Origin of the sequence: Acinetobacter sp. YH12128 (assembly GCF_013418655.1) — a bacterium.
GTDB classification, from domain to species: domain Bacteria; phylum Pseudomonadota; class Gammaproteobacteria; order Pseudomonadales; family Moraxellaceae; genus Acinetobacter; species Acinetobacter amyesii.
The window spans coordinates 68513-81010 of sequence record NZ_VPBO01000013.1 but is presented as its reverse complement, the minus strand read 5'-3'; the positions used below and the strand labels follow the sequence as shown (position 1 = coordinate 81010).

At 41.0% G+C, this 12498-nt stretch carries 12 protein-coding genes and 1 pseudogene; 10 read left to right on the top strand and 3 right to left on the bottom strand.

Annotated features, from left to right (window positions below; genetic code table 11):
* Positions 1-27 precede the first annotated feature (27 nt).
* The 4 genes from topA (at position 28) to FTU64_RS08355 (ending at position 5244) form a co-directional block, all read left to right on the top strand.
* Entirely contained in the window at positions 28-2670 is a 2643-nt protein-coding gene (topA, locus tag FTU64_RS08370) for a type I DNA topoisomerase (RefSeq protein ID WP_180059555.1), read from the top strand.
* A gap of 90 nt (positions 2671-2760) precedes the next feature.
* Positions 2761-3762 carry an NYN domain-containing protein gene (locus tag FTU64_RS08365; protein WP_180059554.1) on the top strand — a complete coding sequence of 334 codons (1002 nt, stop codon included), beginning with the start codon at positions 2761-2763 and terminating at the stop codon, positions 3760-3762.
* 24 nt (positions 3763-3786) lie between these two features.
* Positions 3787-4545 carry a hypothetical protein gene (locus FTU64_RS08360; RefSeq protein WP_180059553.1) on the top strand — a complete coding sequence of 253 codons (759 nt, stop codon included), beginning with the start codon at positions 3787-3789 and terminating at the stop codon, positions 4543-4545.
* A 126-nt stretch (positions 4546-4671) separates the two neighbouring features.
* Positions 4672-5244, top strand: a complete 573-nt coding sequence (locus FTU64_RS08355) for an HdeD family acid-resistance protein (RefSeq protein ID WP_180010185.1) — start codon at positions 4672-4674, stop codon at positions 5242-5244.
* Between the two features lie 98 nt (positions 5245-5342).
* Here FTU64_RS08355 and FTU64_RS08350 read toward each other — a convergent pair.
* Positions 5343-5771: pseudogene (locus FTU64_RS08350) on the bottom strand (carboxymuconolactone decarboxylase family protein); the annotation flags it as partial.
* 83 nt (positions 5772-5854) lie between these two features.
* Here FTU64_RS08350 and FTU64_RS08345 point away from each other — a divergent pair.
* Complete coding sequence (locus FTU64_RS08345) at positions 5855-7024, top strand: glycerate kinase (protein ID WP_180059551.1); 1170 nt, start codon at positions 5855-5857, stop codon at positions 7022-7024.
* A gap of 12 nt (positions 7025-7036) precedes the next feature.
* Here FTU64_RS08345 and FTU64_RS08340 read toward each other — a convergent pair whose 3' ends face one another.
* On the bottom strand, positions 7037-8149 hold the full coding sequence (locus tag FTU64_RS08340) for a S41 family peptidase (protein ID WP_180040572.1): 1113 nt from the start codon (positions 8147-8149) through the stop codon (positions 7037-7039).
* Positions 8150-8400: 251 nt separating this feature from the next.
* Between FTU64_RS08340 and FTU64_RS08335 the strand changes: the two genes are divergently transcribed.
* The 5 genes from FTU64_RS08335 (at position 8401) to FTU64_RS08315 (ending at position 12095) form a co-directional block, all read left to right on the top strand.
* Positions 8401-10389 carry an ATP-dependent helicase gene (locus tag FTU64_RS08335; protein WP_168377891.1) on the top strand — a complete coding sequence of 663 codons (1989 nt, stop codon included), beginning with the start codon at positions 8401-8403 and terminating at the stop codon, positions 10387-10389.
* A gap of 86 nt (positions 10390-10475) precedes the next feature.
* Entirely contained in the window at positions 10476-10727 is a 252-nt protein-coding gene (locus FTU64_RS08330) for an RNA-binding protein (protein ID WP_078189697.1), read from the top strand.
* Between the two features lie 42 nt (positions 10728-10769).
* Positions 10770-11132, top strand: coding sequence for an ASCH domain-containing protein (locus tag FTU64_RS08325; protein ID WP_180059550.1), 363 nt, complete (start codon positions 10770-10772; stop codon positions 11130-11132).
* Positions 11133-11207: 75 nt separating this feature from the next.
* Positions 11208-11711, top strand: coding sequence for a DUF6586 family protein (locus FTU64_RS08320; protein ID WP_078189695.1), 504 nt, complete (start codon positions 11208-11210; stop codon positions 11709-11711).
* Between the two features lie 105 nt (positions 11712-11816).
* A complete protein-coding gene (locus tag FTU64_RS08315) occupies positions 11817-12095 on the top strand; it encodes a hypothetical protein (RefSeq protein WP_078192732.1) in 279 nt (92 codons plus the stop codon).
* Positions 12096-12173: 78 nt separating this feature from the next.
* Here FTU64_RS08315 and FTU64_RS08310 read toward each other — a convergent pair whose 3' ends face one another.
* Entirely contained in the window at positions 12174-12416 is a 243-nt protein-coding gene (locus tag FTU64_RS08310) for a hypothetical protein (protein WP_078192731.1), read from the bottom strand.
* Positions 12417-12498: the final 82 nt, after the last annotated feature.

Here is a 12498-nt window from a genome sequence, read left to right as displayed (position 1 = left end):
CCTATTAAACAGGAATGATGGTTAACTATGGCGAACGCTCCTCGGTCCACATCTAAAAGTACCACAGCAAAATCTGCCGATGCTGGGAAAAAGCGTGCGTTAGTGATTGTGGAATCGCCTGCAAAAGCGAAAACAATCAATAAATATTTGGGCTCTGATTACATCGTAAAATCATCGGTGGGTCATGTCCGTGATTTACCTACAGGCGGTTCGAGTAAAACAGCAGAGAAAAAGCCAGTAACTCGTGCGAAATTAACTGAAGCTGAAAAAGCCAAAAAAGCACAAAAAGCTTTGGTTAATCGTATGGGTGTAGACCCTGAAAATGACTGGAAGGCACAGTACGAAGTCCTACCGGGTAAAGAACATGTTGTTGCGGAACTGAAAAAGCTTGCATCGCAAGTTGACGAGGTCTATCTCGCAACGGATATGGATAGGGAAGGAGAAGCAATTGCTTGGCATTTAAAAGAAGTAATTGGCGGTGACGACTCACGTTATCAACGTGTGGTGTTCAACGAAATTACCAAAAATGCCATCCAAGAAGCGTTTAAACATCCTTCTCGCCTGGATACAGATAAAGTCAATGCTCAGCAAGCCCGTCGTTTCCTCGACCGTATTGTGGGCTTTATGATCTCGCCACTCTTATGGGAAAAAATCGCCCGTGGTTTATCGGCAGGTCGTGTGCAATCTGTGGCTGTTAAACTTGTGGTTGAGCGTGAACGTGAAATTCGTGCCTTCGTTCCAGAAGAATTTTGGCAAGTTTTTGCAGATACCAAGTCGAAGAAAGACGATATCCGCTTAGAAGCGGTGAAGCAAAATGGCAAGACTTTAAAACTGCACAATAAAGCTGAAACGGATGCTTTACTGAACCTGATTAAAGATGCCGACTACACAGTTTCAGCACGTGAAGACAAACCAACCAAGGTTAATCCAAGCGCGCCTTACATCACGTCTACATTGCAACAAGCAGCAAGTACACGTTTAGGTTTTTCTGTGAAGAAAACCATGATGTTGGCACAGCGGTTATATGAAGCCGGCTTTATTACCTACATGCGTACAGACTCAACATTCTTGAGTGATGACGCTGTAAATATGGTTCGTGGTCATATTGAAACTGAGTTTGGTCAAAAATATTTACCGGCTAAACCAAATCGCTACGGCAATAAAGCTGGTGCGCAAGAAGCCCATGAAGCGATTCGTCCATCAAATGTCGCGCTAAAAGGCGATAGTTTGGTGGGTGTAGAGCGTGATGCACAGCGTCTTTATGACCTGATCTGGCGTCAGTTCGTTGCATGTCAAATGACCCCTGCAGAATATTTATCATCAACGATTTTAGTTAATGCCAATGGCGTCGAACTCAAAGCCAAAGGCCGTACATTGGTCTTTGATGGTTTCACTAAAGTGCGTGGCCAAAACAAATCGGATGATGATGTACTGTTACCTGCTGTAAAAGTCGGTGAAGTACTGAAACTTGAAAAATTAGATCCATCGCAGCACTTTACTAAACCACCTGCGCGCTTCACTGAAGCATCATTGGTCAAAGAGCTTGAGAAAAAAGGGATTGGTCGTCCATCGACGTATGCTGCGATTATCTCAACCATTCAAGACCGTGGTTATGTGAAGCTTGATAACCGTCGTTTGTTCGCCGAGAAAATGGGTGAAATCGTGACAGACCGTCTCGATGAAAACTTTAATAACTTGATGAACTATGCATTCACGGCAGATCTTGAAGGTCAGCTGGATAAAGTCGCTGATGGTGATCGTAACTGGAAAGAGTTACTCAATAGCTTCTACGGTGATTTTAAAACACGTTTAACCACAGCTCAGGGTGAAAATGGCATGCGCCGTAATTTACCTGTAGAAGTGGATGCGGTGCACTGTAAAGAATGTGATCGTCCGATGCAGATTCGTACAGGGACTACAGGCGTGTTCTTGGGTTGTTCAGGTTATAACTTACCGCCAAAAGAGCGTTGTAAGGGAACTTTAAACCTGACACCTGTAGAATCATTGGCTGCACTGTCTGACGATGACTCGGCAGAAACAGCAGATTTGATGTCGAAAAAACGTTGTCCAATCTGTGAAACAGCCATGGATAGCTATGTGATTGATGGTGGGCGTAAGTTGCATATCTGTGGTAATAACCCAGACTGCGCTGGTTTTGAGCTTGAAGAAGGTGAGTTCAAAATCAAAGGTTATGATGGCCCAACTATTCCTTGCGACAAATGTGATGGCGAAATGCAATTGAAGACAGGCCGTTTCGGTCCATACTTTGCATGTAATAGCTGTGACAATACACGTAAAGTGTTGAAGAGCGGTCAGCCGGCACCTCCACGTGTAGATCCAATTAAAATGGAACACTTACGTTCAACCAAACATGATGACTTCTTTGTCCTTCGTGATGGCGCAGCAGGTTTATTCTTAGCTGCAAGTAAGTTCCCGAAAGTACGTGAAACTCGTGCGCCTAAAGTGGCGGAACTACGTTCTGTCGCAGATCAGTTGGATGCGAAATATCAGTTCATCTTACAAGCACCAGATGTCGATCCTGAAGGAAACCCAACATTGGTGAAATTCAGCCGTAAAAACCAAACGCAATATATTGGTTCTGAAAATGCTGAAGGCAAACAAACCAAATGGTCTTTGGTGTACCAAGACGGTAAGTGGGTTGAGGCTTAAGCTTTAAAACCAATAAAGTGCTGACTTCGGTCGGCATTTTTTATGTCAGAATTAATCAAAATTTAAATGATAAAAATGATTGGGGGAATAGTGGAAATTCAAACAAAAAAGTTTGCTGTACTCATAGATGCGGATAACTCATCGATCAATGCTATTCCATCTGTGTTGGAAGAAGTTGCAAAATATGGAATCGCAAGTGTTAAACGAGTTTATGGAGATTGGAGCAGCGAAACCTTAAAAAATTGGCGTGAAGTCTTACTTCCACATGCCATCACACCTGTTCAGCAGTTTGCTTACACAAAGGGCAAAGATGCAACGGATATGATTTTGATCATTGATGCGATGGATTTGCTGTATGCAGGTGCATTGGATGGCTTTTGTATTGTTTCAAGCGACAGTGATTTTACCCCTTTAGCATCTAGAATTCGTGAAAATGGGCTAAGTGTTTACGGTTTTGGAAAAAAGTCGACGCCAGAGGCATTTAAAAAAGCATGTGATAAATTTATTTATGTTGAAAACTTACTGCAAGATAATGAGCTAAAAAATACTGAAGAAGATCTTATTAATTCACCAATTAAAGAAGTCATTGAAAATACAAAAGTAAGTGAACCAAAGCCATCTGTGCAGATTAAAGAGAATACAATCACTGAAATCATTGATAAACCCACTTTAAATTTGATTTATAAAGCTGTGAAAGATAATGCGGATGACAGTGGTTGGGCATATTTAGGTCTAGTTGGAGGGTATATCAATGCGGTAAAGTCGGATTTTGATACTAGAAATTATGGACATGAAAAACTTTCAGGTCTGGTTAAGGCTTTAGGCGTGTTTGAAACGAAATTAGTTGGGAGCCAAATGTTTCTCAGAAAAAGAAGCTTTAGTACTTTCATACGATTAGTGCAGAAAGCGATTAATCAAAATGCTAATGAAAGTGAATGGGTTGAATTAAGCATAATCATTCAAAATTTAGAAAATTCAGATTTAAATATTCGAAATTATGAAGAAGCAATAGAATCAATAAATAGCGAATGGTTGGATTTTAAAATAGAAAAATCCAAAAAATTCATAAAAATTAAAAGACTAATAGCTTGATTAAGTAGATTGGGTATACCATCAATGTGGAAAAAAATTCGGGTACTGTGCTTATTGCTGATTTTACTAGTGGTCGCAGTCAATGCCTATAAAGACAAAAACCAAGACTGGAGTAAACCGATCTTTGTATTGTTACATCCAATTAATGCAGATGGTCGAGAGAGCACACAAGCTTATATACAGCAGCTCTCTGTCAATGATTTAAACGATGTTCAACAATATTTACAAACGACGGCACAGAAATACCGAGGGCAACCGACTTATGTGTATTTTAAGTTAGGTCGAGAGTTAAAAGTTTTACCTCCCAAAGTACCCAATGATGCTGGCATGTTGGACGTTATCTTATGGAGTTTGAAATTCCGCTACTATGCTTGGCAGCAGCATGAAAATGTAGATGGTGTTTCGAGTGTGACGCTATTTTTAAATTATTACGATCCGACTCAAACCAAAGAACTTAAACATTCCACAGCCTTGGAAAATGGTCGAATTGGATCGGTGAATTTATTTGCATCGAATAAACAGACTGCGCAGAATAAAATCGTTTTAGCCCATGAGTTATTACACGCTTTTGGTGCAACTGATAAGTACGATTTGGCCACAGGTCAGCCAATCTTCCCTGTCGGTTATGCAGAACCCCAGCGGCAGCCTCTGTTTCCACAAAGCAAAGCTGAACTGATGGCAGGGCATATTCCTACCTCACAGACGCAAAGTAAAATGCCTGAAGATTTAGCTGATACTGTGGTGAATGACATCACAGCGATTGAAGTAGGATGGAAAAAATAATGTGGATAAAACCTATCTTATCCACAGTCTAAGTCAGCAGTGTGGATAAGATTTGGACTTTTCTTTTATTTTTCTTCATCATGAAGTTGCATAATCCATTGAATAACGAATAATTTGAGAAAAAACATGAGAACAGTAGGCAACGATTTAATTCGCAGTCAGCTCCATGAAAACCGTAAGTGGTATCTCGGTTTAGGTGCTTTATTGGTGGTCTTCGGATTGGTCCTTTTGGCAGCTTTGCCATTTGCGACACTTACGGTGATTTATATTTTTGGTGTGCTGATGATGTTAGGTGGCGTAATCCATTTCATTGCAGCATTTAAAATTTTTGAAGGCGGTTACCGCTGGTTCTGGGCACTATTTGGTGTGTTGTATTTGGTCGCAGGCTATTATGCATTTTCAACGCCTGTCAAAACGGCCATTGTCCTGACCAATTTATTGGCGATTATTTTGATCATTGCAGGGGTCATTCGTATCTTTAATGCTGTGCTATTTCGAGCATTTCAAGGTTGGGGATGGACACTATTTTCAGGTCTATTGACCTTGATTACGGGTGTGATCATTTTGATGTCGCCTGATGCGCCATTTTGGGTATTAGGATTATTCTTGGCGGTTGATATTTTATTCCAAGGGGTCAACTACCTTACTTTGGCTTCTTATATTCGACGTGAAGTGCCGAAAAGCTCGGCAGAGCAGTAAGCTGCTTGCGGATCTGATAAATAAAAAAAGAGTGCTGAGGCACTCTTTTTTTTATTCACTTTTAATGTGTACAACCCGTTAAGGTTTAACGCTATAGGGCTACTAATTGCAATTCGGTTCCATGTGTTGATCACAATAGCCAGCCATTCCACGGCACTGATTTGCTCATCTGTTAAAAAGGGCAAAGCATCTTCATAAACTGCATCGGGAACTTGGCCTTCAGCAATTAACGTGATCGCTTCGATCAAGCTTAAAGCCGCACGTTCTTTTTCATCGTAGTACGCAGTTTCACGCCATGCATTGAGTAGGCTAATACGTTCAATGCTTTCACCTGTTTTAAGTGCATCTTGCGCATGCATGCGAATACAGAACGCACATTCGTTGATTTGGGATGCACGTAATTTGAGTAAATGAGCTAATCCTTCACTTAGGCCAGCTTCATTTATTTTTTTCATTGCCAGTGCATCAAGTTCTGCGACTTTTTTATATAGCTCAGGTGCAGACTGACCTAGATTGATTCGTGACATTTCGAGCCTTTCTGATGTTTTTAGATATACCTGCTATTTTAAAACCGTTATGGTTGAGGACAAGTTTTATTTTGAGCATTTAGATGACCACTTTTGTTCTTGCGCCCGATTCATTTAAAGAAAGTATGAGTGCTCAACAAGCCTGTGACGCGATGCGGCGTGCAATTTTAAAACTCATACCTGATGCAAATGTCATCGCTGTGCCAATGGCAGATGGCGGTGAGGGAACTGTGGATGCGTTACTCAGTGCTTGCCACGGTCAAAAAGTGCCGATAGCGCTTACAGGTCCTTTGCCCAATCAACGTGTGACGACGTATTTCGGTTTGATTGACGGAGGAAAAACCGCAGTGATTGAAATGTCAAAAGCCAATGGAATTCATCTTGTCGATATGGCTCAGCGAAATCCATTACTGACGTCAACTTATGGTACGGGCGAAATGATCAAGGCTGCTCTAGACTTTGGAGTAAGTAAAATTATCATTGGCTTGGGCGGGAGTGTGATCAATGATGGCGGTGCAGGTATGGCGCAGGCCTTGGGGGCGCAATTTTTAGATGAAAATGGCTTCGAAATAGCAGTTTGTGGTGGTTATCTGGATCAAATTAACAGTCTTGATTTGACGCAGCTCGACTCACGTTTAGCGCATACAGAAATTATCATTGCCAGCGACGTCATTAATCCACTATGTGGTGAAAATGGTGCATCCCATATCTTTAGCCCGCAAAAAGGTGCAACGCAGGAGATGGTGCGTCAGTTAGATCAGAACCTCAGTCATTATGCCGATGTGGTTGAAGCGACATTGGATTGTGCTTTACGTGCTGTCGCAGGTGCAGGCGCTGCAGGTGGATTAGGTTTTGGGTTGATGGCTTTTGCAGGTGCATCGATGCAATCAGGTGTGGAATTGGTCATTGAACAATGTCAGTTGAATGAAAAAATAGCACAGGCAGATTATGTGCTGACAGGTGAAGGGAAAATTGATCATCAAACTAAGTTCGGTAAAACGCCATTTGGTGTGGCGCAAGTTGCAAAAAAGTATAATAAACCTGTGATCGCCTTTACTGGTCTAGTGGGTGAGGGGATAGCAGAACTCTATGATTTAGGTTTCACACAGATTGTTGGGATTAATCCACCAGATTGTAAGTTGAAAGATACATTAAAAAATGCAGAAACATACTTAGAAAAAAGTTGTAAAGATCTCATCAATTCTATATGTAAAAGATCAGAACCTACTCCTCTTAAGATGGATCGGTTCTGAAAAGTGTTATTTCTATAAGCGATTTTCTAAATAGTGCTGTGCAAATGTAACTTCTGCTTGGTACTCGGTTAGATTTTGCGGTTTAGGGAGACGAATATTAGGTGCAATACCAATGTCGTCAATTTGCTGCCCGGTACGGCGGTGGATAAATGTGGTTGCATAATACAGTGTGAATTGTTGAGATGGCGTTTTGATGGTTCGAATATTTGAAGCATCTAAAGCCCCATAAGTGTTACGCCCCATGACTAAAACATTCGGATTTTGACGTGCGGTTAAAATAAACATTTCACACGAACTACCGCATTCTTCATCTGACAGAATAACAACTTTTTGGGGCGTAGCTTTGACGTCTGAATGGGCGATCACATATTTTTCCTCTTTCTGCTTTGTCATCCCAACCCAGCTATTTTTGTTGCTTTCAAGTTTAGCAATCATACGATTAAATTCTACCTTGATTTCTCCATCAGGTAAGGTTTTGGCTGTTTCTTTCCATGATTGAATATTATCTGTAGATGCATAAATTTGGGGCATTTCAAACCAATACTCAGCTGCTCCCAAAAGTGGATAAAGGGGTTGTGCTGATGTATCAAAACCGCCTGAGTTTTTGCGTAGATCAAGAATTAAAAAACGTGCGTCTAACACTTGGTTTTGATTGTCTTGAATGATCTTTTCAAGTTGATTTTGAACAGACAGATCAAAAGTTGGGATGGTAATTAAGGTTGTCTGCTCGGATAATTTTTGCGTGGTCACGAGATTGCTTGATTGTATTGTTGAACTCTCTGTGATGGCTTCTGATATGGTTTTTTGGCCTAAGCTCAGATGGCCTTTACGAATAGATTTGAGAAAGTGATTGGTAATTTCTTTACAGGCATCGACCGAATTTACTTGTGTAATTTTAGTGTTTTGCTCATTTATGACCTTTTGAATATTTTCTGGATAGTTGTCCCAGTTTTTTGCTCGAATACCAGCATCATTTTTGAGTATAAATTCAGAGCTAAAGTTAAAATCTTTTTGGCACTCACTAGGTGTCATGGGACTAAGTCCATCTGCAGCTTGAATACTTGGGCTTAGAAAAAAACTACCACTCAGTACCAACAATGAAAGCTGTGAACATTTATTGAACATGTCATGATTCCTAGAGACGGTTATTTTCTAAAGTTATAAGCCTATGGATTTAAATAGGTCTTTGTTTTTCTAATGATATTGAATTGTAAATCTACTGATTTTTTACTGTATAAACAATGAAAATTTTAAATGAATAGTCATGGTTAAAACGGTGTGTTTCCGCGTCAAGTTGAGTCACTTTGTAGTCGTCTACGCTGTGAATTTAGGGTAGCTCTGTTAAACTACCAATTCACATAGCACGATGAGACACCATGAGTTTAGCCAACCTGATTGATGAATTAAATCCTCAACAAAAACAAGCCGCAACAACAGAAGCACAGCATAGCTTGGTTTTGGCAGGAGCAGGTTGTGGTAAAACCAAAACTATCGTGGCACGTGCTGCTTATTTAATTGATCAAGGCGTGCCTGCCAATCAAATTCAAATTTTGACTTTTACCCGCCGTGCGGCCAGTGAAATTGTCGCGCGTGTTGAACTTGCGCTTGGTGAGCAGGCCAAAGGTTTAAGAGCATCGACCTTTCATACCTTTTGTATGTACCTATTACGCCGCATTCCCAAAGCCTTTGGTCTAGAACAGTTTTCGATTATTGATCGTGATGATCAACTCATGATGTTCCGCCTGATTCGTGGTCGTGATGATAAGAAAAACCCGAACCACTTGCCCAAGCCGAAAGAACTCTGTGATCTGTATTCCTTTGCGCGGAATACGCGTCAAAAACTCAGCATTGCCATGGAAAAGCAAATGCCTGAGTACTTTGCGTTAAAAGATCAAATCGCGGATATCATGAAAGAATACGAAGCTCGTAAACGTGCGCGTAGTTTTTTAGATTATGACGATATCTTGGCGATTGTGGCGAAAGCCTTGGCGGAATCAGATGGACTGGTCGATTATGTCGCTTCAATTTGTCGCCACATGTTGGTTGATGAAATGCAGGATACCAATCCGCTGCAATGGGCGTTACTTGAGCCACTAAAGGAACGTGTCAGTTTGTTCTGTGTCGGCGATGATGCACAGTCAATCTATGGCTTCCGAGGTGCAGACTTTGAAAATATTCATCATTTCAAAGAGCGGGTACCCGACGCACAGATTTTTAAACTTGAAAAAAATTATCGTTCAACCCAAGAAATTTTAGACCTGTCGAATTGGTTGTTGGATGAAAGCGAAATTAAATATGACAAACGCTTAGATGCCTATCGTGGTGAAGGGATTAAGCCGAAAATGCATATTTTCCCGAATGAGTTTGATGAAGCCAAATGGATTGCCATCGACATCAAAGAGCGTCATTACCTCGAAGGCAGCAAATGGTCGGATCATATGGTGCTTGTGCGTTCAAGCTTTGCTGCTCGTCATATTGAAGCAGCTTGTATTGCCGCAAATGTGCCGTATCGCTTTATCGGCGGCATGAAATTACTTGAAACAGCCCATGTAAAAGACTTGCTCAGTGTGCTGCGTGTAGTGGCCAATCCTTTAGATGATATCGCGTGGATGCGCTTTTTAACCTTGTGGAATGGTGTGGGTGATGTCGGTGCGAGTAAGTTATCGCAGCAGATTTTACTTGAGCCAGAAATGCAAGCCATTGCAACCAAGTTGGAAAAGTTTGGCAAAGTACCTGACCAAGCGATTCTGATGATGAAGCAAATGTCGGTGTTGAAAGATCAGGTCAAAGAATGTGTAAGCTTGGCTGTTCAAGCGATTTCTGAGCAGCTGGAAGAAAACTATAAAAAAGATTGGAACCGCCGTGTCGGTGATTTTGATCTGGTGAAACAATTGGCATCCAAACATACGCAGTTGAGTGAATTCTTAGAAGAATATGTCCTTGATCCAGTTTCCATTTCTGAAATTGAACGCCAATCTGACAGTGATGTCGTGACCTTAATTACCATTCATTCGGCAAAAGGAACGGAGCAAAAAGTCTGTTATGTGGCGAATGTCACACCAGGGCAATATCCACATGCACGTGCTCAAGGTAATTTCGATGAAGTGGAAGAAGAGCGTCGTGTGTTATATGTGGCACTGACACGTGCGCAAAATGAATTGATTTTGACTAAGCAAAACTTGAACCATTGGGCACGTGAAACTGTCGATGAGCAAGGGCGTAAAGTAGAAAGTTACTTTATGAATGATTTAACTCGAAACCTATGTAGTTTGGAAACACATTATAAAACCCGTCAGCAAACCGTAAAAAGTGCGTTAATCGAAAGAAAATCGATTAATTTAGATTTTGGTATCGATCTCGATTAAAATAGATTTTTGACGTGATTTACACGCAAGTTAAAAAGCAAAATAGACAAATGCTTTTTGATGATGCTGTCTATTTGGAAGATTGAATGAAAATTTTAGTACGTAACTTAGAGCGTTCAGTTACTGAAGCTGAATTGGTTGAACTGTTTAAACCATTTGGCGCAGTAGAGTCTGCTGTTGTTGTTATGGATGCAAGCACAGGTAAATCGAAAGGGTTTGGTTTTGTCGAAATGCCAAATGGTCGTGAAGCTGTAAAAGCGATTAAGGGCCTGAATACTTTGAAAGTCAAAGGTGCGGGTATTCGCGTAAAAGCGGCTGAAGATAAGCCTAAAGCATAAATTCAAAAAGGAGCGTAACGCTCCTTTTTTTATCGGTGATCTATGAAAAAATGCTACTCGGCTTTGTCGATTGTTGCGCCATCTGGTTCGAACATTGTGTGTGGGCTTAAAACGCTTGAAATCCGCTCATGGCAGCCCGAACATTTGCCTTTAAAAGATTTAGTGATCGTGGAAAATCAACGCTACTTACATGAAAGCGGAGATGAAGATACTGGACGTGCAGTGGCGATGGTCGATGTATATGACGTTCATGCATGGACTGAAACAGAGGTAGAGCAAGCGCAGGCGACCTATTGGGCCGCAGGGTACTGGGCTTGGCGTCTGGAAAATATCAGGATGATTGATTGGGATATACCAGTTCCTGCAAAGCGTGACATTTATTTAATTGAAATCGATCATCCATAATATTTATTGTGAATTTCCTAAAAATCCGTTTAAGCTTATTCATGTAGAAAAACGCCAAAATTTAGGGAATTGTTCATGTCTCGTGTTGCTCGCTTTCATGCTGATCGTACCAATCAAAAATTATATTTTACCCGTCTTGCATGTCAGCAAGCCGAGCAGACCGATCATGTTCAACAAGCTCAGGCTTATCGCGAAGCAGCAGTTTTTCATTTGCATGGTGCAGTACTTGCGTTTTTACAAGAGTTGGTGCGTTACTATCGTTTAAATGATCCTGCGCCCACGTTAAAGTCGATTGAAACGCTGATGGCTGAAAAAGGTCAGGTATCACCTGAAGTGACTGTTATGCAGCAATTGGCAAAGCAGGGCTTTATTGCAGAGCTGAAACGCGCACATCGTATGTGTCAATATGCACCTGAACCGTCTGCACCAGAGCCAGAAGATGAAACGTCTTCAAATTTAATTATTAAAGTTACCCAAACACCGCAAGCATGGTTGCCAGATACCGCTATTTTGCGTGAATGGCATCGTGATCTAACCCAATTGATTGATGGATTTCGTAACGAGATGGTGGAGTTCTAATTGGACTATTGCTACTTGAAATAAATTTATTTAACCCGATATAAGATTATCTAAGTAATACAAAGTGCAGATGCCTTTATCACCATGTTGCGCATGGAGGGATATATGTCTATAGAACAGTTGAAAGAACTCTTTGGGAACCAGGAAGCAATTTTAGAGCTGGTTCAATTGGAAGGTGGTGAGTTGGCATTGCGTAATGCAGGCTCAGAAAAAGAGCCTTTGGTGACTATCCAATTCAATGAAGAATTACGCAATATTTTGGGCGATCAAATGAGTGTGATCGCTCAGCAAATGATTCAGGCTGCATTGTTTGGTTTGTTAGAAAAACAAGTGGATGAATGGCATGCCGAAGTGGTTGATGAAAAGCCCAAATATATGAGCTAATCATATAGCTGCTGACTTTGCGGATCATGATAATGAAAACGCACCTTTCGGTGCGTTTTTTTATGCCCAAAATGACACTTAGACTGTGCCCAGTTCAGTAGGTGAGATCAGTATCGAACCTAAAAATACAATAAAGACCCCGATGAGCTGTAAGAAAAAAGGATTTTTGGCATCTTGCCAATACAGAATCAGAAAGACGATGGAAATGGGATAAAACAATAGACAGCCCAGTCCCCATAAAATACTGGTTTTAAATGCAGCGATGAGAAAGCCCAGACCGCCAATTAAAATAATGGCAAGGCCTAAATAGAGGATGTACATGTTTTTCTCGTTTCTTGTTTGAAGTATTTAACATGATGCTTCGTTTGATGCTCATTTTATCAATATGTTTTTTAAATTCAAT